Source organism: Thiomicrorhabdus sp. ZW0627 (assembly GCF_029767005.1).
Taxonomy (GTDB): Bacteria; Pseudomonadota; Gammaproteobacteria; order Thiomicrospirales; family Thiomicrospiraceae; genus Thiomicrorhabdus.
The window spans coordinates 388,652-410,364 of record NZ_JARUQR010000001.1 but is presented as its reverse complement, the minus strand read 5'-3'; the positions used below and the strand labels follow the sequence as shown (position 1 = coordinate 410,364).

The 21,713-nt window shown below is 46.2% G+C and carries 16 protein-coding genes; all 16 read left to right on the top strand.

Going from position 1 to position 21,713, the window contains the following annotated elements; all coding sequences use genetic code 11:
- Nucleotides 1-279 precede the first annotated feature (279 nt).
- A complete protein-coding gene (gene acs, locus QCB45_RS02040; protein ID WP_279418872.1) occupies nt 280-2,229 on the top strand; it encodes an acetate--CoA ligase in 1,950 nt (649 codons plus the stop codon).
- Between the two features lie 319 nt (nt 2,230-2,548).
- Entirely contained in the window at nt 2,549-2,854 is a 306-nt protein-coding gene (locus QCB45_RS02035; RefSeq protein ID WP_279418871.1) for a DUF485 domain-containing protein, read from the top strand.
- 5 nt (nt 2,855-2,859) lie between these two features.
- On the top strand, nt 2,860-4,509 hold the full coding sequence (locus QCB45_RS02030; RefSeq protein ID WP_347710070.1) for a cation acetate symporter: 1,650 nt from the start codon (nt 2,860-2,862) through the stop codon (nt 4,507-4,509).
- 139 nt (nt 4,510-4,648) lie between these two features.
- Entirely contained in the window at nt 4,649-6,508 is a 1,860-nt protein-coding gene (locus QCB45_RS02025) for a putative nucleotidyltransferase substrate binding domain-containing protein (protein ID WP_279418869.1), read from the top strand.
- The gene (locus QCB45_RS02020; protein ID WP_279418868.1) at nt 6,508-7,149 is read left to right on the top strand and encodes a 3'-5' exonuclease; all 642 of its coding nucleotides are present in this window, start codon (nt 6,508-6,510) and stop codon (nt 7,147-7,149) included. The genes QCB45_RS02025 and QCB45_RS02020 overlap by 1 nt, the downstream gene beginning before the upstream one ends.
- 208 nt (nt 7,150-7,357) lie before the next feature.
- Nucleotides 7,358-7,810 (top strand): ribosome maturation factor RimP, encoded by a 453-nt coding sequence (gene rimP / locus QCB45_RS02015; RefSeq protein WP_279418867.1) that lies wholly within the window; start codon nt 7,358-7,360, stop codon nt 7,808-7,810.
- 37 nt (nt 7,811-7,847) lie between these two features.
- Nucleotides 7,848-9,335: a transcription termination factor NusA gene (gene nusA, locus QCB45_RS02010; RefSeq protein ID WP_279418866.1), complete on the top strand. Its 1,488-nt coding sequence runs from the start codon at nt 7,848-7,850 to the stop codon at nt 9,333-9,335.
- A gap of 13 nt (nt 9,336-9,348) precedes the next feature.
- The gene (gene infB / locus QCB45_RS02005) at nt 9,349-11,835 is read left to right on the top strand and encodes a translation initiation factor IF-2 (protein ID WP_279418865.1); all 2,487 of its coding nucleotides are present in this window, start codon (nt 9,349-9,351) and stop codon (nt 11,833-11,835) included.
- Nucleotides 11,836-11,955: 120 nt separating this feature from the next.
- Nucleotides 11,956-12,318 carry a 30S ribosome-binding factor RbfA gene (gene rbfA / locus QCB45_RS02000; RefSeq protein ID WP_279418864.1) on the top strand — a complete coding sequence of 121 codons (363 nt, stop codon included), beginning with the start codon at nt 11,956-11,958 and terminating at the stop codon, nt 12,316-12,318.
- The gene (gene truB / locus QCB45_RS01995; RefSeq protein WP_279418863.1) at nt 12,319-13,254 is read left to right on the top strand and encodes a tRNA pseudouridine(55) synthase TruB; all 936 of its coding nucleotides are present in this window, start codon (nt 12,319-12,321) and stop codon (nt 13,252-13,254) included.
- A complete protein-coding gene (locus tag QCB45_RS01990) occupies nt 13,251-14,096 on the top strand; it encodes a class I SAM-dependent methyltransferase (RefSeq protein ID WP_279418862.1) in 846 nt (281 codons plus the stop codon). Before truB ends, QCB45_RS01990 begins: the two co-directional genes overlap by 4 nt.
- A 23-nt stretch (nt 14,097-14,119) precedes the next feature.
- The gene (locus QCB45_RS01985; RefSeq protein ID WP_279418861.1) at nt 14,120-14,611 is read left to right on the top strand and encodes a cyclic nucleotide-binding domain-containing protein; all 492 of its coding nucleotides are present in this window, start codon (nt 14,120-14,122) and stop codon (nt 14,609-14,611) included.
- Between the two features lie 165 nt (nt 14,612-14,776).
- Nucleotides 14,777-15,043 carry a 30S ribosomal protein S15 gene (gene rpsO / locus QCB45_RS01980; protein ID WP_279418860.1) on the top strand — a complete coding sequence of 89 codons (267 nt, stop codon included), beginning with the start codon at nt 14,777-14,779 and terminating at the stop codon, nt 15,041-15,043.
- 250 nt (nt 15,044-15,293) lie between these two features.
- Nucleotides 15,294-17,384 carry a polyribonucleotide nucleotidyltransferase gene (gene pnp / locus QCB45_RS01975; RefSeq protein ID WP_279418859.1) on the top strand — a complete coding sequence of 697 codons (2,091 nt, stop codon included), beginning with the start codon at nt 15,294-15,296 and terminating at the stop codon, nt 17,382-17,384.
- Nucleotides 17,385-17,512: 128 nt separating this feature from the next.
- Entirely contained in the window at nt 17,513-20,431 is a 2,919-nt protein-coding gene (locus QCB45_RS01970) for an insulinase family protein (RefSeq protein WP_279418858.1), read from the top strand.
- A gap of 161 nt (nt 20,432-20,592) precedes the next feature.
- Nucleotides 20,593-21,690, top strand: a complete 1,098-nt coding sequence (locus tag QCB45_RS01965) for a hypothetical protein (RefSeq protein ID WP_279418857.1) — start codon at nt 20,593-20,595, stop codon at nt 21,688-21,690.
- The last annotated feature ends 23 nt before the right edge of the window (nt 21,691-21,713 follow it).

The window sequence follows — 21,713 nt, the reverse complement described above, 5'->3', positions numbered from 1 at the left end:
AGTAGCTATTTCCTGATTCCGAAACGCTTTGGTTTATATCTTGGTTTATATTCTGGATAAATCTTGATTTGAATCGTTCAAACCGGAGAGAAACCATTTTATGGAAGTCACTGGCAACGAATTTGAAAACCAACCTAAGATTATAAGATTTTATTATAAGAAAAATAGGGATGAAGCTTTAACTTTGCACCTCAGAAGAGTAAACTTCTTGCTCATTAATGCTTAGTTATAGCACATCCCCATTTTCCTGAAGAAAAATAAACTAAAGAGAGTGTATCCATGTCTAATATCGAGTCGATCTTAACAGAGAGCCGAGTATTCGAACCGAGTGACGCCATTAAATCGAGCGTAGCCATCACAGAAGAAAAACTGGCAAAGATGCGAGCAGATGCCGCTGAAGATTACGTTGGTTTCTGGTCTGGACTGGCAAAAGAAAAGTTGACGTGGACCAAGCCTTTTACGGTCGGTCTAGATGAGAGTAATGCGCCACATTATAAGTGGTTCTCAGACGGTGAGTTGAACGTTTCTTACAACTGTATCGATCGTCACTTAGACACTAAGAGCGATAAGTTGGCAATCATCTTTGAAGGTGATCAAGGTGATGTTGAGCATCATACTTATAAAGAACTGCACGATCAGGTGTGTCGTTTTGCCAATACTCTAACGGCGCAGGGCATCACCAAAGGTGACCGCGTTATCATTTATATGCCAATGATTCCACAAGCGGTCATTGCGATGCAAGCTTGTGCGCGTATCGGGGCGATTCATTCCGTCGTATTTGGTGGGTTCTCTGCTGAAGCCTTGCGTGACCGTATCGTCGATGCGGGTGCCAAGTTGGTAATTACTACCAACGGAAGCCGTCGCGGCGGTAAATCCATTCCGCTTAAAACAGCTGTGGACAAAGCACTTGAACACGATTGCGAACAGGTTAAAAAAGTCATCGTCTACAAGCGTACCGATGACGAAGTATCTATGAAAGAAGGGCGTGACATCGATTGGATGGATGCAGAAGCGGGTATGAGCAATTATCATGAACCGGTTCCGGTCGATTCAGAACATCCATTGTTCTTGCTTTACACTTCCGGTTCAACCGGTAAGCCGAAAGGGGTTCAGCACAGTTCGGGTGGTTACCTGTTGAATGCACATGTGACCAATGAGTGGATGTTTGACCTAAACGATAATGATGTGTTCTGGTGTACGGCCGATGTGGGCTGGATCACAGGTCATAGTTATGTCGCTTACGGACCGCTTTCAGTCGGTGCGACCATGTTGATGTTCGAAGGTGTACCGACCTATCCGGATGCCGGCCGTTTCTGGCAGGTCTGTCAAGATCATGGTGTAACCGTTTTCTATACGGCTCCGACTGCAATTCGTGCCTTGATGAAGTTCGGTGCGGATCTGCCTAAGCAGTACGACCTTTCTAAATTGAGAATTCTGGGAACGGTCGGTGAACCGATCAATCCGGAAGCTTGGATGTGGTATCACGAAGTTATCGGCCGTGGTGAGTGTCCGATCATCGACACATGGTGGCAAACCGAAACCGGTGCACACATGATTGCACCTTTCCCTGTGACGCCTTTGAAGCCTGGTTCTTGCACTTTACCGCTTCCTGGTATTGATGCGGCTATTTTGGATGAAGAGGGGAACGAGCTTGAAAATAATGACGGTGGTTTGCTGGTCATCAAGAAGCCTTGGCCATCGATGATCCGTAATATCTGGGGTGATGACCAACGTTACCGTGATACTTACTTCCCATTGCAAGGTAAACCTTACTATGTGGTAGGTGACAGTGCACACAAGGATGCAGACGGTTATTTCTGGATTCTTGGACGTGTCGATGATGTCTTGAACGTATCTGGACACCGTTTGGGAACGATGGAGATTGAATCCGCGTTGGTTTCCCATGCCAAAGTGGCTGAAGCGGCTGTAGTTGGACGCCCTCACGATGTCAAAGGTGAAGCGGTTGCGGCGTTTGTGGTGTTGAACGTTGATATTCCAGAAGGTGAAGAGCGTAATACTTTGATTCAAGAGTTGCGTAACTGGGTGTCGCAGGAGATCGGACCGATCGCCAAGCCTGACGATATTCGCTTCGGAACCAATTTGCCGAAGACGCGTTCTGGGAAAATCATGCGTCGTTTGTTGAGAACAATTGCGAAAGGTGAGGAAATTACCCAGGATACTTCAACGCTTGAAGATCCATCGATTTTGGAGCAGTTCCAAAATAAATAAGAGTTGATGCTTTCAGACAGGCTAAAAGCTTGTCTAAAAACTTAAGAAACCCAGAGTGGACAGGCCTGTTCGCTTTGGGTTTTTTCGTTTTAACACCTTGATTTGAAAGAGATAAAAAACATATTATTTTTATGGGTATTTTTCTGTAGCAAATCCCTAATAATCATTGTTAAAAATGTTAGAATTTCGCACCCAAATATATTTTGCTGTTAATAAGTAAATCTTATTTCAGCTTTGGGTTTCGTACCTACATAATAGGGGAACTTTTTGTAGGAGCGAAAAGTGGTATTTACAGAGAAAATCTCAGAGGAGAATAGTTTTGGATCAAGCTAAGATTGAGAAGATTAAAAGTCTTCCGCAGTATCAGCAGCTGGTTAAGGAGCGTACGGGCTTAGCCTGGAAGCTTTCGATCGCCATGTTGGTGGTTTACTACGGGTATATTATGTTATTGGCATTTGACCCTGCGTTTTTCACCACGATTGTAAGTGGTGATCATGTATCGATCGGTTTCCCGGTTGGTGTGGGTATTATCGTGTTTGCTTTCTTGTTGACGGGTTATTACGTTAAGAAAGCCAACTCGGATTTCGATGAGCTAACGGCTCAAATCAAGAAAGAGGTTGAATAATGACTATGATGAAGAAAGCATTATTTGGCCTTTTGGCTTTGGCATTTGCACCTTTGGCAATTGCTTCCGGAATCGACGTAGAGGCTCCAGCCGCTAAAGAAACCAACTGGGCAGCAATTTCAATGTTCGTGGTTTTCGTTGGTTTGACTCTTTACATTACATACTGGGCGGCACAGCGCACTAAATCCGCTAAAGATTTCTATGCTGCAGGTGGCGGAATCACCGGTTTACAAAACGGTTTGGCGATTGCGGGTGATTATATGTCTGCAGCGTCTTTCCTGGGTATTACCGGTATGGTTTACCTGAAAGGGTATGACGGATTGATTTTCGCAATCGGTTTCCTTGTCGGTTGGCCAATTATCTTGTTCTTGATGTCTGAACGTCTACGTAACCTTGGTAAATATACGTTTGCCGACGTTGCAGCTTACCGTTTCCAACAGACTCCAATCCGCGTTTTAGCGGCTTTCGGTGGGGTTGCTGTTGTTATCCTTTATTTGATCGCTCAAATGGTGGGTGCAGGTAAACTGATCGAGCTTCTGTTCGGTCTGGACTTCAACTATGCGGTTGTCATGGTCGGTATTCTGATCATCGCTTATGTTTCATTCGGTGGTATGTTGGCGACGACTTGGGTACAGATCATCAAAGCGGTTCTATTGCTTTCCGGTGCGACATTCATTGCGATAGCGGTTATGTACCAGATGGGCTTCAGCTTTGAAACGCTATTTAAGACAGCGGTTGAAAACCGTGGCGGTAACATGGATATCCTGTATTCAGGTGGTTTTGTTTCCGATCCGATCAACGCAATCTCTCTAGGTATTGCTTTGATGTTCGGTACGGCTGGTCTTCCACATATCCTAATGCGATTCTTCACCGTTCCGGATGCGAAAGAAGCACGTAAGTCTGTTTTTTATGCGACTGGTTTCATTGGTTACTTCTACATCCTTGCATTCATCATCGGTTTTGGTGCGGTTGCTTTGATTGTCGGTGCCGAGTATTTCGACGGGCCTAAGTTGATCGGTGGTAACAACATGGCGGCGATCCACTTGTCGAGCGTTGTTGGTGGTGACTGGTTCCTAGGGTTCATCTCAGCGGTTGCTTTCGCAACAATTCTTGCGGTTGTTTCCGGATTGACGTTGGCGGGTGCTTCTGCACTTTCACACGATATCTATGCAAACGTAGTCAACAAGAATGCGACAGAAGCACAGGAAACCAAAGTGGCTAAGATCGCAACACTGGTTATCGGTGGTTTGGCGATCTTGTTCGGTATCGGATTCAAAGATCAGAACATCGCATTCGTTGTGGCTTTGGCATTCACCATCGCTGCATCGGCTAACTTCCCGGTATTGATCATGTCTATGTTCTGGAGCAAGATGACTACCCGCGGTGCTGTAATCGGTGGCTGGTTAGGTCTGATCTCTGCCGTTGTTATGGTTATCCTTGGGCCGGTTGTATGGACGCAAATCCTAGGTATGGGTGATGCGATCGTTCCGTACAAGTTCCCGGCGTTGTTCACAGTTGTGATCGCGTTTGTCGGTATCTGGTTCTTCTCGATTACCGACAAGTCTGCACGTGCTAAAGAAGACCTAGACGGCTTCGAAGCACAGTTCATCCGTTCTCAGACGGGTATCGGTGCGGAAGGTGCTTCTGAGCACTAAGTGATTGAGTTCGATAGAAGGTGTCATGATGGTTCAAGTCTTGCACTTTCTTGAAGAATGATTCAAAGAGGGCTGTTATGCTATGCGTAACGGCCCTTTTTCATTTTTGTATTTTGGGTTTTTACCTTAAGGTTTTGGTATGGCGATAGAACAGCAATCACAGTTTTTAGAGAACATTCCACCATTCGACAGTTTGTCTGTCTCCGTTTTACAAGAAGTCGCAAGTCATCTCGATGTGGTGTATTTTCCTGTCGGTTCCGCTATAGAAGTGAATCGACAGGAAAATGCATACCTCTACTTTATCATCAAGGGTCGTGTTGCCGAATATCGGGAGCAAGAGTTGATTGCCCATTACGGGGTGAGGGGGTATTTTGGTGAGCAGGGCTTGCTTGGGACTGATAACGCAGAAGGAATGCGTGAGTTCAAAGTGTTGGAGGAATCGATTTTGTATCGATTGCCCGCAGAAGTGTTCAGCCGTTTGTTGGATAGTCAGCCGGTTTTCAAACAACATTTCCTGTCGTCCATTGTTGAGAAGCTGGATGCACTGCATCAATCAATGCAATTGATGACCTCGACAGAGGTAATGATGGATACAGTTTGCTCGGCGCCGATTCATCCGTTGGTGATGCTTGATGGTTGTGTGACGCTGCAGAAGGCGGTTGAGCGTATGGTCGAAATTCAATCGGATGCTTGTGTGGTTGAACTAAAGGGTGAAAGTTACGATTACGGCATTGTTACTTCAACCGACATCATGAAGATTATTGCGTCGGGTGATTTCAATGAAAATGCCATATTGAAGGATTTTGCCAATGGACCTTTGGTGACGGTGCATGAATTCGACTATTTGTTCAATGCGTTGCTGAAAATGACCAAGTTTAAGATTGATCGACTGGTCGTGCGTAGCGATGATGGTTTGATCGGCTTTTTGCTGCAAAAAGATTTAATGGGCTTGTTTGCCAACCAGTCCGGTTTGGCGTTGATTAAGATCGACCAAGCTGAAAACGTTGAGGATTTTAGAAGGGTTGCAGAACAGATTGACGACTTGATTGTGAACTTGCAGAGAAAAGGAATCAAGACACATTACATCGCCAAACTGGTCAACGAGCTTCACCGTAAACTGATGGAGAAGCTGTTAACTTTGTATCTGCTTGAATCAATTTGTAACAAGGTCAGTCTTTTGGTTATGGGGAGTGAAGGTCGTTCGGAGCAGGTTCTCCGCACGGACCAAGATAATGCAATCTTGTTTGAAGAATTGTCTGAGGATGAGCAGTCCAAGTTGACGGAGGCGAGCGAACAGTTCAGTCGGGCGTTGATCGACATCGGTTTTCCTGCCTGTAAAGGGGGGATTATGGTCTCCAATCCGATGTGGAGGCGATCCGTTATTGAGTTTTCGGATCAACTCAAGGAATGGTTTGATCGGCCTACTGAAGAGAGTTTTATGTACATATCCATTCTGTATGACGCTCAAATCGTTTTCGGCGATGAGACGATGCTGGATCGTCTGCGTGAAGTTTTATTCAAGAGATTACGGGATAATCCAGTCTTTTTGAGGCACTTCGCTAAGACGGCTCTGCAGTTCGATACGCCAATCGGTTTCTTTGGTGGCTTGAGAAGTGATAAGCGAGGTGGTCAGGCCCGTATAGACCTGAAGAAAAGCGGTATCTTTCCGATCGTCCACGGAGTCCGTTGTTATGCAATTGAAGCTGGTCTCAAGCAAGCGAATACCCACTGGCGAATCAAAGCGCTTATGGATTCGGGTGTGTTGGATCAGGATTTCGGCATTGAATTGGGTGAGACCTTGAATTATTTCCACGGTTTGCGCTTGGATGCTATGTTGCAGCAGAAGATGCAGGGTCGTCCCGATGACGAATTGGATAATTACATCGATCTGCAGACATTGAGTCATTTGCAACAAGATCTTCTTAAACAGGCGTTTACGGTAGTTGATGAGTTCAAGCGCAAATTGCAGAAACGTTTCAGGCTGCACGAGGTGATGTGATGTTGTCTATTTGGCGTGATTGGCGCCGTAAGTGCCAGGCAAACAAGCTTAAGGATCCTGATTACAAATTCTTGTTTTCTGAGCCTCAAGATGACAATGTTTACGTCTGTTTTGATTGCGAGACGACGGGGTTGAATCCCAAAAAAGATAAGATCGTCTCCTTGAGCGCCATCAAAATTAAGGGAAATCAGGTTTTGACCAGTGGGGCGCTTAATCTGCTGATTCAGCAAGAGGGATTGATTTCGCCTGAAAGCATTGCTGTACACCGCATACGTAATGTGGATTTGCAGGATGGGGAGATTGAGGTTTTGACAGAGCGTGAAGCGATAGGCCGGTTCTTGCATTTTATTCAGGGATATCCGTTGGTTGGTTATTATCTTGAATTCGATGTGGCGATGGTGAACGGTGCCATTTCAGATTGGTTGGGGGTTCGTTTGCCCAATCGCATGATTGAGGTCTCGGAGCTTTATTATCAGCAGCGTTTGAAGGAAGTTAGTCAGTCGATTGCCCAGCCGAATATCGATTTGAAGTTTGATTCAATTCTCAAGCGTCTCGATGTTCCCAATCTTGGTCAGCATGATGCGTTTAGTGATGCTTTGATGACTTCTCTGATTTTTCTTAAATTACAACAGCCTAGATAGAAATTGGTGAGTCTGCTTCATGAATCGTAACTAGGTATTTTTCTTGACAAAATTTCATAAAAGGTGTATTGTTCACGCAGATTTTTTAAAAGTTTCGATTAAGTGGTGTTTAAACTGTGTCTAAACATCGGCTTAAATTTTTAAAAACCCCGTTTTTACGGGGTTTTTTGTTATTTGAATTGGCTAAACCTAACGAACGGATAACTGCGTGATATTAGAGAAAAAGTTAGAAGAGTTGCTGAAACCGACCATAGAAACTATGGGGTTTGAGCTTTGGGCCGTAGAGTATATGCCTGCCGGCCGCCATTCAACCTTGCGTGTTTTCGTGGATAAAGAATCAGGTATTACCGTCGATGACTGTGCGGATATCAGTCGCCAGCTCAGTGCGGTTCTGGATGTAGAAGATCCGATTACGAACGCCTACATGTTGGAAGTTTCGTCACCCGGGTTGGATCGTCCGCTGATTAAGCCGGAACATTTCAAACGTTACGAAGGAAAGCAAGTGCGTTTGAGAACGGTTTCGTCTGTATTGGGGCGCAAGAAGTTCACCGGGCCTATGACCCGTGTGACGGACGAAGGAATTGAGGTCGAAGTGGATGGAGAGTTGTTTGAGATTCCGTTCGACATGATTGATAAAGCAAATTTAGTAGTTGAAATTTAATATAACTGACATCCAAATTATTTAGAGCGAGTGAATAATGAGTAAAGAAGTTTTAGCCATTGTTGAAATCATGGCAAATGAAAAAGGTGTAGAAAAAGAGATCATTTTTGATGCGATCGAAACCGCTTTGGCTACGGCAACTCGTAGAAGTCATAACGATGAGTTGGATGCTCGAGTTGAAATCGACCGTGTTTCAGGTGACTACAACACCTTCCGCCGCTGGGAAGTCATTGAAGACGACGCATTGATCGAAGATCACGTTGGTTGGTATATTCGTGAAATGGATGCGGTTGACGTCGATCCGCATATTGAAGTTGGACAATTCATCGAAGAGCCGATGGAATCAATCGATTTCGGTCGTATCGGCGCCCAGACAGCAAAACAGGTCATTATTCAAAAAGTACGTGAAGCAGAACGCAAGAAAGTTGTTGAAGAGTACAGTAAGCGTGTCGGCGAAATCATGACCGGTCAGGTCAAGCGTATCGACCGCGGCGATGTCATCCTGGATATGGGTGACAACGTTGATGCCGTGATTCCTCGTAGTGAGTTGATCAACCGCGAAACATTCCGTATCGGTGATCGCGTACGTGCTTATTTGCAGGAAGTGACTTACCGTCCACGTGGTGCGCAGTTGTTCATGTCTCGTGCCTGCAAGGAAATGTTGATTGAATTGTTCAAGATCGAAGTCCCTGAAATCAGCGATGACCTGATCGATATCATGAGCGCGGCTCGAGATGTCGGATTCCGTGCTAAAGTCGCCGTCCGTGCTAACGATCCACGTCTTGACCCGATCGGTGCTTGTGTCGGTATGCGTGGTGGGCGTGTTCAAGCGGTAACGAACGAGTTGAACGGTGAACGTATCGATATCGTCCTGTGGGATTCGAACGACGCGCAATTCGTGATCAACGCGATGGCGCCGGCCGAAATCTCTTCGATCATGGTCGATGAAGATCGCCACACGATGGATTTGGCTGTAATCGACGAGCAGTTGTCTCAGGCGATCGGTAAAAACGGACAAAATATCCGATTGGCTTCCGAGCTGACCGGATGGGAATTGAACGTCATGTCGGAAACAGATATGGCAGCAAAGCATGAAACGGAATCGAAAGATCAAATCGATACGTTTGTTAATGCGCTGGATGTCGATGAAGATATGGCAGAAGTTTTGGTGGCGGAAGGGTTTACCACTTTGGAAGAAGTGGCTTATGTACCTGCTGCCGAAATGTTGGAAGTTGAAGGGTTTGATGAAGATATTGTCGCCGAATTGAAGCAACGTGCTAAAGATGCGTTGTTGACACAGGCGATCGCGAATGAAGAGAAGGCCGCTTTAGCAGAACCGGCTGATGATTTGTTGGCTCTTGAAGGGATGACAGCGGAGATGGCTAAGCAATTGGCTACCAACGGTGTGATTACACAAGAAGATTTGGCAGAGCTGGATACTGACGAATTATTAGCGTACGTCGATTTAGATGAAGCCGCAGCAGGTGAATTAATCTTAAAAGCGCGCGCACCATGGTTTGAATAAAGGGAGAGTTTCAATGGCAGAAGTATCGATAAAACAATTTTCGGAAACACTCAGCCTTTCGGTAGATAAATTACTTTCACAGCTTGAAGCATCAGGCGTGAAGGGGAAAAGTGCAGATGACACCATTTCGGAAGAAGAAAAGCGCACTTTGTTGGCCTATTTAAAAAGTCTGCATGGTGAGTCGAGTGACGACGCGCCTAAAAAGGTGACGTTGCGCCGCAAGCAGACTTTGAACCTCTCATCAGGTTCCGGTTCCGGTAAGCGTACCGTAAATGTTGAGGTACGTAAGAAGCGTACCTATGTGAAGAAGCCTGAGACTGAACAGGCCGATAATGCGCTTGATAAGGAATTGATTGAACAAGTTGAAGCGGTTGAAGAGACACCGGTAGAAGCGGTTGTTGAGTCAAGTGTCGTAGAGGAAGTAACGGCTGTTGAAGAAAAACCTGCCAAGGAAGAATCTAAGGCGGAAAAGGAATCAACAGAAGAAAATCTTGAAGTCGTTGTCCCTCCACCTGTGAAGGAGGATCATTCAAAAGCGGCTAAGAAAGCCAAGAAGTCACGTCATATAGACGAGGATAGCGAAGAGTCTAAGCAGGGTAAAGGCGGTAAAAAAGTACTGAAAGATAAGAAGACTTCAATCGGTGAAGACAATCTACGTCGTTTGAAAAAACGCAAAGGCAGTCAGCCGGAACGCCAAAAGCCTCAGCAGAATGAACACGGTTTCCAGAAACCGACCGCTCCGGTAATAAAAGAAGTTAAAGTACCTGAAAGTATCAAGCTTTCCGAACTGGCTGATCAGATGTCGGTTAAGGCGGGTGAAGTCATCAAATTCATGATGATGAATCTTGGCACTATGGCGACGATCAACCAGGTGTTGGATCAGGAAACTGCAATGTTGATCGTTGAAGAGATGGGGCATAAACCGGTCGCTTTCAGCGAAGTGACTATTGAAGACGAAGTAACCGGACAGGAGTACCACGGTGAAACGGTTCAGCGTTCTCCTGTTGTAACTATCATGGGGCACGTTGACCATGGTAAAACCTCTTTGCTTGACTATATTCGTAAAGCCAAAGTGGCTCACGGCGAAGCCGGCGGGATCACTCAGCACATCGGTGCTTACCATGTAGATACCGATAAGGGTGGTGTTACCTTTATCGATACTCCGGGTCACGCAGCGTTTACCGCAATGCGTGCTCGTGGTGCCAAGGTAACTGACGTAGTTGTTATCGTTGTCGCGGCGGATGATGGTGTGATGCCTCAGACCAAGGAAGCAATCCAGCATGCGAGAGCGTCTGGCGTAGGCATCGTTGTTGCGGTGAACAAAATGGATAAGGAAACGGCTAACCCTGAACGCGTCAAGCAGGAAATGGTTGCCGAGGAAGTTATTCCTGAGGATTGGGGCGGTGACGTTCAGTTCGTGCCTGTTTCCGCTAAAACCGGTATGGGTATCGACGAGCTTCTTGATGCTATCTCGCTTGAATCTGAAATGTTGGAGCTTGAAGCGCCGACTGAAGGTCATGCTAAAGGTGTGGTTATCGAATCCCGTTTGGATAAAGGACGTGGTCCGGTTGCAACCGTATTGGTTCAGACCGGTACTCTGAAGAAGGGTGATATCGCACTATGCGGTATGGAATACGGTCGTGTGCGAGCATTGGTCAGCGATTCCGGCGACATGGTCGATTCGGCTGGTCCTTCTATTCCGGTTGAGATCCTGGGTCTTTCCGGTGTTCCGGTTGCCGGTGACGAGATGATTACCGTCGAAAACGAGCGTAAAGCGCGTGAAGCGGCGACTTTCCGTCAAGGTAAGTTCAAAGAGCTTAAGATCGCCCGTCAGCAGAAAGCCAAGTTGGATAACATGTTCAACAAGATGGCGGAAGGCGATTTGCAGCATATCAATGTGGTGCTTAAAGCGGATGTACAAGGTTCGATCGAAGCGATTGCGGACGCGTTGACCAAATTGTCTACGGATGAGGTTCGAGTTAATATCGTTTCCAGCGGCGTTGGTGGGATTTCGGAAACGGATGCCAACCTTGCGATCGCTTCCGATGCATTGATCGTAGGTTTCAACGTACGTGCAGATGCAACGGCCAAGCGTTTGATTGACAGTGAAGGCATTGGCTTGAAGTATTACAGCGTTATCTATGAAATTGTTGATGACGTCAAGCGCGCTATTGAAGGTAAGATGGCACCTGACTTCAGAGAAGATATCGTCGGTGTGGCAGACGTTCGTGATGTGTTCAAGGCTCCTAAGATCGGCCTGATTGCAGGTTGTATGGTGACTGAAGGGGTTGTTAAGCGTAATAACCCAATTCGTGTCCTACGTGATAACGTTGTTATCTATCAAGGTGTACTTGAGTCGTTACGTCGCTTCAAAGATGACGTTCAGGAAGTCCAGAAGGGTATCGAATGTGGTATCGGTGTTAAGGACTACAACGACGTTAAAGTGGGTGACCAGATCGAGTGTTATGAACGCGTTGAAGTTAAGCGTACACTGGATTAAGCGTTTACCCCTAAACTTACAAATTGTGTTTACAAAACCAGCAGGCCTGCCGGCTTGTTGAAACACGAACTTAGAAAATGCTCCTGTCGGGGCATTTTCGCTTTATGAGAAGACATAAATATGAATCAACAAAATTTCAGTCGTCCGACCCGAGTGGCGCAAGAAATCAAGAAAACTCTGGCAGAATTGCTTCTGAGAGAAGCGAAAGACCCTCGTTTCCAGAAGATCAATCTGACAGACTGTAAAGTTTCAAAAGATTTGAGTCATGCGAAGATTCACTTTGCCTTGATCGGGCACAATGAATCTGATCCGGAAGTAGCCGACGTGCTTCAAGCGCTTGAAAAGGCACAGGGTTTTTTGAGAAGCGAATTGGGCAGCCGTTTGAAGTTGCGAATCGTACCGCATCTACGTTTTTATTACGACTCAGCACCGGAACATGCCGCCTATATTGAAGACTTGATCAATAAGGCGTTGAATAAGTAAATGGCTCAATACAAACGTCCTCCTAGAGAGAATATCAACGGAATTGTATTGTTGAACAAGCCGGCCGGCGTTTCGTCGAATGGTATCCTTCAGAAAGTCATGCGCGTTTTCAATGCTAAGAAAGGCGGTCATACCGGTGCTTTAGACCCTTTTGCAACGGGGTTGCTACCGATCTGTCTTGGTGAAGCTACCAAGGTTTCCGGTTTGTTGCTCGATTCCGATAAACGATATACCGCCACTTTGAAGCTGGGAGAGCAAAGCGATACCGGAGATACCGAAGGTGACATTGTCAAAACACTACCGGTTCCTGAATTAAGCGTCGAATTGATTGAGTCGGCGTTGGACAAATTTCGTGGTGACATCGATCAGCTTCCGCCAATGTATTCCGCACTCAAGCATCAGGGTAAGCCGCTCTATTACTATGCCCGAAAAGGGATTGAGATTGAGCGCCCGACACGTCCTATCAAAATTCTGGAATTGAATCTTGTTAGTTTCAGTGACGATCAAATCATTTTCGATGTGTTTTGTTCAAAAGGAACCTATGTTCGGACTTTGGGAGAAGACATCGCCATGGCATTAGGTACAGTCGGGCATCTTACGGCGTTGCACCGAACTCAGACAGGCAGTCTATCCGGTGATGATATGTTGACGCTTGAGGAGATTGAGCAGCAGAAGCAGGCCTGCTTGAAACCGCTTGATATCGCTTTGACCCATCTGCAACGCATTGATCTCGATGCCGAACAGGCCGATTTAATCAGGCATGGACAAAAATTGAATCTGCCAAAGCCAGAGACACAGTTAGTGCGTTTTTATGATGATCAAGGCGTATTTTTCGCAGTCGGTGAGTGGCAGGCAGAAAAAAATCTTTTGAAGCCGAAGCGGGTTTTTAATTTGGAAACTACCGAGCTGAAGAGTGCAGAGGTGGCAGCCGAATGATGATGTTTAATAAAGCCGATGGAATCATCGATCTTCGCAGTTTCGAAGCATTCAAGGTATCCCATCTCACGAATTCCACTTGGATGGCTTGGCAGGATCTGCCAGAGTTGCTAAACGAACTTCCTGCATCACCGGCCAGTTTCATGTTGGTGGGTGAAGAGGGTGCGATCGAAGAGATTTCAATTTTTCTGAATGAAAAAAATTATCAGGTGATCGGCTCTCTGGTCATAAACGATGAGGCGGATTTAAGGCGTTGGCAAGAGCAGCTGCCGGAACGTTGGGAAGCTGGATCACAATCTAAAAGGTTGTGGGCGTCCAACCCGCTTTTGGAAGCGTTTTCGGAATTGATTGATTTGGACGTTAAAGGTCTTCGCCCAAGTGCGGTTGATTTAGGATGCGGCGGTGGTCGTGACTCTGTTTACCTTGCGAAGCTTGGATGGCGGGTTGTCGGAATAGACCAGGAGGCCCGGGTCATTAAACGTGCTAAACAGTTGGCAAATCGTGCCGGAGCGGCAGTCAAATGGAAGTGTTGTGATCTGAAAAAAGACGGCTGCCTTCCTGTTGAACCTGTCGATCTTGTGGTGGTGATGCGTTTTCTGAACCGGGATCTGTTTACACAAATCAGGGAGTTGGTCAAACCCGGTGGTTGGATCGTTTTCCAAACATTTGCGGAAGGCGCGGAAGTATTTGGCTCCCCTAAAAATCCAAACTTCCTTTTAAAACCGGGTGAGTTGAAAGAAGTTTTTGCGGACTTTTCGGTGATTATTGATAAAATAGACGCATTGCCTGACGGGCGTCCAGTGGCTTCTTTCATAGCGCAAAAGCCAAAAGCGACCGTCTAATTAGATTAAATGTTGGAGACTTTATGATTAGTATGACCGCCAAAGAATTATTTAACTTCTTTCAAAGCCACTTGATTTGTGAGTCGTTGACTCGCGATGATGTTGAGAAATTGATCACCTTTTTACAGGAAAAATCCTATAACGGTGGCGATGTAATCTCGGATACTGGTGAAGTTGGTGATTCCTTAGGTTTTGTCATCGAAGGTAAAGTTCAATTTATCAGCGGTAAAGGTTCCGAAGCGGCGGAAGTCGGTAAGCAGGGTGAAGGGAGTTTGATCGGTGAAATGTCGTTCTTTGACCGTAAGCCGCGTAACCTTAAAATGTCGGCTTGCAAGAAAGGGGTCAAGTTATTGATCTTGACTCGTCCTATGTACGACCGTTTGAAGGTTGAAGAGCCTTATATCGCGGTAAACATTCTTGAAAATGCGATCGTCAGTCTGGATACATTGATTCGCCATATGGGTGATGACATCAATGCATTGGAAAACTACGTCCACGGTTACGGCAAGCGTTAATCGTTTTTTTAGACTTTTAGAGTCTAATGTCTTGATTATTTTACGGTAGTTACAATTTAGTGTTGAATGTTGAGTTTAAATCCGTAAAATACTCAAGTTCGGCTTCTATCATCGGTTGTGGAAGTTGATATTTAATCAAAACCGATCCAAATGGAGAAAAAACGAATGTTTAATGCTGAAGTTAAAGCAAAAATCATTGCGGAATACGCTACTTCTGAAGGTGATACTGGTTCACCGGAAGTTCAAATCGCACTTCTTACTCACCGTATCAAGTACCTAACTGAGCACTTTAAAGAGCACAAGCAGGACAACCATTCACGTACTGGTTTGTTGCGTTTGGTAAGCCGTCGTCGTAAGCTTCTAGATTATCTTCACAAGAAAAATGGTGAAAGATATCTAAGCATCATCAAACGTCTTGGTTTACGTAAGTAATCACTTCGTTTGAAGATAAAAAAAGACCCTGCTATGCAGGGTTTTTTTTTGCCAAAAAAGTTATAAAAAGGCCTGGTCTGTAAGCGAATAAAAGGTAGAATGGACGGGTTTCAAAATTCGTTTTTTTATCGTATTTTTCTGTATTGGCTGTAAACCAATAGCCTGGATCCCTAAGCGTGAAAATCCTTTTATGTTTAGGGATTCAGGTTTTCAGCCGGAATACAGATCGCTTTAATCATGAGGATGCTGTATGGCTAAGATTACCAAGACATTTCAATATGGAAACCATCAGGTTTCCTTGGAAACCGGAGAAGTAGCTCGTCAAGCTGACGGTGCCGTGATCATCGGTATGGGTGATACCCGTGTGCTTGTCACGGTCGTAGCGGCCAAGTCCGCTAAAGAAGGTCAGGACTTTTTTCCGCTGACCGTTAACTATCAAGAAAAAGCGTATGCTGCAGGCCGTATTCCAGGCGGTTTCCTGAAGCGTGAAGGACGTCCTTCGGAAAAAGAGACTTTGACGTCACGCTTGATTGACCGTCCAATTCGTCCGTTGTTCCCTAAAGGATTCCTGAACGAAGTTCAGATCATCGCAACCGTTATCGCTCTGGATCCGGAAGTCGGTACTGAAGTACCTGCTATGTTGGGTACGTCGGCGGCATTAGCTATTTCCGGTATTCCATTTAATGGTCCGATCGGTGCGGCAATCGTCGGTTATAAGGATGATGGTTACCTATTGAACCCGAGTGCGGATGCGCTTCAGGATTCCGATTTGGAATTAAGCGTGGCTGGGACCAAAGACGCCGTATTGATGGTAGAGTCTGAAGCGGCAGAATTGCCTGAAGAAGTCATGCTAGGCGCAGTTATGTTTGGCCACGAGCAAATGCAAACAGCCATCTCTGCAATTGAAGAGTTCGCTCAAGAAGCTGGAAAGCCAGCCTGGGATTGGCAAGCGCCAGAAGAGAATACGGCACTTAAAGACGCAGTATTCGATTTGATTCGTTCAGATGTTGAAGCGGCATATCTGATTTCAGACAAGATGGATCGTTACAGCGCGTTGGATGCGGCCAAGTCGAAAGCAATTGAAGCGTTGGCTGTTTCGGAAGCGAACCCAGAAGGTTTTGAAGAAAAAGACATTGAAGGCATGTTCGGTAAGTTGCAGAAAGATATCGTCCGCGGACGAATTATTGCGGGTGAACCTCGTATCGACGGCCGTGACGGTAAAACCGTTCGTAACATCGAATGTAAAGTAGGCGTTTTGCCTCAGGTACATGGTTCCGCCTTGTTTACCCGTGGTGAGACGCAGGCTCTTGTTGTTACGACGCTAGGAACCGAAAAAGACGCTAAGATCGTTGATGAGTTGACAGGTTCTTACCATGACCGTTTCATGCTTCACTACAACTTCCCTCCGTTCTCGGTTGGTGAGTGTGGACGAGTAGGTAGCCCAGGTCGCCGTGAAATCGGTCACGGTATGTTGGCACGTCGAGGTGTTGCGGCATTGTTGCCGACTTCGGATGAGTTCCCGTACACCATTCGTGTGGTTTCGGAAATCACCGAATCGAACGGTTCGAGCTCCATGGCTTCCGTTTGCGGTACTTCCATGTCATTGATGCACGCCGGTGTACCGATTGCAGCGCCAATTGCCGGTATCGCAATGGGGCTGATCAAGGAAGAGAGCGGTTTTGCAGTTCTTTCGGATATCCTTGGTGATGAAGACCACTTGGGTGATATGGACTTTAAGGTAGCCGGTACCGATCAAGGTATTACCGCCCTACAGATGGACATCAAGATTAACGGTATCACCGAAGAAATCATGAGCATCGCATTGGATCAGGCTAAGGAAGGTCGTTTGCATATTCTGGGAGAGATGGCGAAAGCAATCACGTCTTCAAACACCGACGTCGCGGGTACAGCACCTCGTTTCTTCATGGTAAAAGTGAAGCCGGAGAAGGTGCGTGAAATCATCGGTAAAGGTGGAGCGACCATTCGTGCGTTGACCGAAGAGACCGGATGTACAATCGAGATCGACGACGATGGAAACGTTAAGATCGCTTCTTCAGATGAAGAATCAGCGAACTTAGCCAAAGCACGTATCGCCGAAATTACGGCAGAACCTGAAATCGGTAAGACTTACGATGCCGTGGTTAAGAAGATCGTTGATTTCGGTGCGTTCGTGGCTTATATGCCTGGTCGAGAAGGTTTGGTTCACGTTTCTCAAATCGCTGAAGAGCGTGTTGAGAACGTTGAAGACTACCTGAAAGAAGGCCAGGAAATCCGCGTGAAGTTGACTGATATCGACAAGCAGGGACGTGTTAAGCTTTCCATGAAAGACGCGGACGCTTAATAAGCCGTTCCGTTTTAACGCGTTTGATTTAAAAGGCCATTTAAAATGGCCTTTTTTATCACTTGAGTTCCGGCTGAGTAAGCCTTATAACAAAACAATTCTACTAAAAATATATTTTGGAACTATCTATGTCTAAATCCCATCCAGCATTCGAGTTTTTAGGTCAACACACAATCGATACTTTGAATCTTACGGTTGAAGAGTACCGCCATAAAGTGACCGGTGCCACCCATTACCATTTGGCGGCAGACGACCCTCAGAATGTATTTTTAGTCGCGTTGCGCACCGTTCCGATGGATTCGACCGGGGTGGCGCATATCCTTGAACACACCGTGTTGTGCGGCAGTGAAAAATATCCGGTTCGCGATCCATTCTTCATGATGATCCGTCGTTCCCTTAATACTTTCATGAATGCTTTCACGTCCAGTGACTGGACCGCTTATCCGTTTGCAACGGAAAACCGAAAAGACTTCCAGAACCTGCTGCAAGTCTATATGGATGCCGTGTTTTTTCCGAATATCGATCCGTTGGATTTCGCTCAGGAAGGACACCGTTTTGAATTTGAGAAGATGGACGATCCTACGTCGCCACTGACCTATAAAGGTGTGGTCTTCAACGAAATGAAAGGGGCGATGAGCTCTCCGGTTAGCCGATTGTGGCAGAGCATGACCGAAGCACTGTATCCAACAAATACTTACCATTACAACAGCGGTGGTGAACCGACTGACATCCCTAATCTGACCTATCAACAGTTGGTTGATTTCCATAAAGCGCATTACCATCCGTCCAATTCGGTTTTCATGACTTACGGTGACATCAGTGCATTGGAACACCAGACGCAGTTTGAGGAACTGGCATTGAATCGTTTCAAAACTCCAGTTGCGCAAGTTCATGTCGGTTTGGAAGAGCGTTTCGATGAACCTCAAACCGTGGATGGCGTTTATGCATTGGATGAAGAAGACACCAGTAACAAGACGCATATTGTTTTGGGTTGGTTGCTTGGTGAGAACAAAGACCCTAAAGAGGTGCTAAAAGGACAGCTGTTGACTTCCGTACTGTTGGACAACAGTGCCTCGCCTTTGCGCAAGGTATTGGAAGAGACAGAACTGGCCAGCGCACCTTCACCGTTGTGTGGTGTGGAAGAATCTAATAAAGAGATGGTATTTGTCGTCGGTGTGCAAGGCTCCGAAGCCGAACATGCCGATGCGGTCCAAGAATTGATTCTGAATGAATTACAGCGTATCGCCGATGAAGGCATCGACCAAAAGCAACTTGAAGCGATGTTACATCAATTAGAGCTGTCACAGCGTGAAGTCGGAGGTGATAGTTACCCTTACGGTCTACAACTGATTTTGCACGCATTGCCAGGTGCTTTGCACGACGGTGATCCAATTGCCTTGCTGGATGTTGACGAGGCGTTGAAAGAGCTGGAAGAAGAGATCAAGAATCCACAGTTCATTCCTGGTTTGGTTCAGTCGTGGTTATTAGACAATCCGCATCGTGTCCGTCTTTGCTTGCAGCCGGATACCGAATTGGCTAAGCGTGAAGAAGAAATCGAGAAAAACAAACTGGCACAAATCCAAGCAGGCCTGTCCGAAGAGGAAAAGCAAGCGATAATAGACCAGGCATTCGCTTTGGAAGAACGACAGCAGCAGGTTGATGATCCAACTATCCTGCCGGAAGTAACCAAGGATGATATACCGGCCGAAATCAAGACCATGACAGGCGAAACGCTTTCGGTTGGCGACCTGCCTGTGACGGCTTACGAATGTGGTACTAACGGCTTGGTTTACGAACAGGTCTTGATTGATTTGCCGGAATTTTCCGACAACGAACAGGCGATTCTGCCGTTGTTCAATACTTGTATCACCGAAGTGGGTAGCGCAGGGCGTGATTACATCGAAACTCAAGAACATCAAGCTGCGGTTTCCGGCGGTATTTCAGCGCGTTCGGCGCTGCATTCCAAAATTGGACAACCGTCTGATTGTCATAGTCACTATATCCTGTCGTCCAAAGCTCTGAACCGTAATCAGCAAGAGCTGGCCGGGTTGATCGAAGATACGCTTTATACGGCTCGTTTCGACGAGTTGGCGCGCATCAAGGATTTGGTTGGGCAGGTTCGTGCCAGTGTTGATCAGGGGATCACCGGTAACGGTCATGGTTTGGCAATGATGGCGGCAACCCAGAACTTCACGCCGATGGCGAAATGGAAATTCGATCGCAGTGGCTTTGCCGGAATCAAGTTCATCAAACAGATTCACGAAACCTTGAAAGACGATGCTGAACTTGAACGTTTTGCCGAGCAGCTACAGGGTATTCAATCCAAATTGCAGGCAGCGCCGAAACGGGCGTTACTGGTGGTGGACGAACCGGGCAAGCAGCAGGCAATTCAAGGCATGGAAAAGCAATGGTCCAGCCTAATGCAAAAAGCATCTTCCGGTTCTTCGTTCAAGCTGGAAATCGGACAGCAACAAATCAAACAGGCTTGGGTAACCAGTACTCAGGTGAACTTCTGTGCTCAGGCGTATCCTGCGGTGTTGGCGGATCATGCCGATGCGCCTAAGTTGGCTGTGTTGGGAGCTTGTCTGCGTAACGGTTTCCTGCATTCGGCGATTCGCGAGAAGGGTGGCGCTTACGGTGGTGGGGCGACCTACAATGCCGAAGCGGCGGCGTTTATCTTTTATTCCTATCGTGATCCGCGTTTGATGGAGACTTATGCTGATTTCGCGAAAGCAAAAGACTGGCTGATGAGTAATGAAATGACACAAGCTAAAGTGGACGAAGCGATTCTGAACGTCATCAGTGCGATGGACAAGCCGGGCTCTCCGGCTGGTGAAGCTAAGAAAGCCTTCTATCAGTCTTTGTATGGTCGTACGCACGATGTCCGCATGGCGTACCGTGAAGGTGTGATTTCAACCACGGTAGAAGAGCTTCGTGAAGTGGCGGAACGTTACCTGAATCCTGAAAAGTCTTCTTCTGCGGTACTGACGCACAGCGGAATGAAAGAGATCGTGGGTGATAACGGTTTTGAGGTATTTACTTTGTAGCTTTCCAAGTTTCCCAGTATCGGTTCAAAAGCCTCAACACATACGTTGGGGCTTTTTTGTATAAGGGGAGCGGAAGGGCTGAACAAAATATTTTAAATATGAATATCGTTACTTTTTGTACAGAATAGATTAATAATCATTACTTATATTATTGGCTTTATATGTTTCAAATGAGAAATTTCGTCCGTGTTTTGTTATGTGTAATGCCTCTGGGGGTTGCTGCATCAGAGGAAGCGTTGCCGCTAAAATTCGATTTTAACGCCACGGCCATTTATCAACACGCCTATGTGTCCGGTCTGGATAATGACTTGAACTGGTCGGCTGATCTGTTTGCACACTATTTGGCAGATAACTACGAGCTTAACGCCCATTTTGAAGCCAACTCTACACCCAAGAGGAAAGGTATCGCCTATGTCATCGGTCAAAGTAACGCGGATGCAGGTACGGCTTTATCTCGTAATGATGAAGGGCGTTTGCAACTATCGGAATTTTATATAAGTGTGCCTTTAGAATTTGGTAGCAAGGTATCTTTAGGGCTTTTGGATTCCACCGCTTACTTTGACACGAGTCGGATTACGAACGATGAAAACAGTCAGTTTATCGCTTCCGATTTTGTTAACAGCCCCGTTATCGACTTTCCGGATTATGCTTTGGCAGTATTCATCGAACATCCGTTTTCACTCACGAATACAACACGGTTAATGATCTCATCGACCAACGGTCTTGCGGATAATCCGAGTCGAGATTACAGCAGTTTGTTTGAGGTAAACGACGATACCAAGGGGATTTTTTCGATTCTGGAAACTCAGTGGCACAATGAGCAAGGTTATATTGAATTGGGAGTTTGGTTGCACAATGGTGACCATGAAGCGTTAGACAATCCTGAAAGTAAGAGACTTAAAAACTATGGCGCCTATTTGACTGGCGGTAGGAATTTAAACAATCACAAGTTGGAAGTACGTGCCGGTAGTAGTAATGAACGTGTCTCGACGGCCAGTTCTTTTGCCTCGATAGCCTATGCGTATGCGGCCAAAGAGTGGACGTTTGGCAGTGCTTATGGCTATACAAAAACTTCCAAGTATCTTAATAGGGTACATGATAATGTTCAGGAGCTCGAGGTTTATGGACGTAGGCAGCTTGGAAAACATTGGTCTTTAACACCTTCCGTTCAGTGCTTTAAACACCCGTTATATGAACCCGCTGGCTTCAACGATGATGAGATTTGGACGGCTAATCTAAGAGCAAATGTTGTTTTTTAGACTGTATTTCCCGGGTTTCAGTT

What these genes read in the sequence shown, in the direction of transcription:
- QCB45_RS02025 (WP_279418869.1), top strand. Translation starts at nt 4,649, where the DNA reads ATGGCGATAGAACAGCAATCACAGTTTTTAGAGAACATTCCACCATTC.
- QCB45_RS01970 (WP_279418858.1), top strand. Translation starts at nt 17,513, where the DNA reads ATGTCTAAATCCCATCCAGCATTCGAGTTTTTAGGTCAACACACAATC.
- pnp (WP_279418859.1), top strand. Translation starts at nt 15,294, where the DNA reads ATGGCTAAGATTACCAAGACATTTCAATATGGAAACCATCAGGTTTCC.
- rbfA (WP_279418864.1), top strand. Translation starts at nt 11,956, where the DNA reads ATGAATCAACAAAATTTCAGTCGTCCGACCCGAGTGGCGCAAGAAATC.
- QCB45_RS01985 (WP_279418861.1), top strand. Translation starts at nt 14,120, where the DNA reads ATGATTAGTATGACCGCCAAAGAATTATTTAACTTCTTTCAAAGCCAC.
- QCB45_RS02030 (WP_347710070.1), top strand. Translation starts at nt 2,860, where the DNA reads ATGATGAAGAAAGCATTATTTGGCCTTTTGGCTTTGGCATTTGCACCT.
- QCB45_RS01965 (WP_279418857.1), top strand. Translation starts at nt 20,593, where the DNA reads ATGTTTCAAATGAGAAATTTCGTCCGTGTTTTGTTATGTGTAATGCCT.
- nusA (WP_279418866.1), top strand. Translation starts at nt 7,848, where the DNA reads ATGAGTAAAGAAGTTTTAGCCATTGTTGAAATCATGGCAAATGAAAAA.
- truB (WP_279418863.1), top strand. Translation starts at nt 12,319, where the DNA reads ATGGCTCAATACAAACGTCCTCCTAGAGAGAATATCAACGGAATTGTA.
- QCB45_RS01990 (WP_279418862.1), top strand. Translation starts at nt 13,251, where the DNA reads ATGATGATGTTTAATAAAGCCGATGGAATCATCGATCTTCGCAGTTTC.
- QCB45_RS02020 (WP_279418868.1), top strand. Translation starts at nt 6,508, where the DNA reads ATGTTGTCTATTTGGCGTGATTGGCGCCGTAAGTGCCAGGCAAACAAG.
- rpsO (WP_279418860.1), top strand. Translation starts at nt 14,777, where the DNA reads ATGTTTAATGCTGAAGTTAAAGCAAAAATCATTGCGGAATACGCTACT.
- acs (WP_279418872.1), top strand. Translation starts at nt 280, where the DNA reads ATGTCTAATATCGAGTCGATCTTAACAGAGAGCCGAGTATTCGAACCG.
- infB (WP_279418865.1), top strand. Translation starts at nt 9,349, where the DNA reads ATGGCAGAAGTATCGATAAAACAATTTTCGGAAACACTCAGCCTTTCG.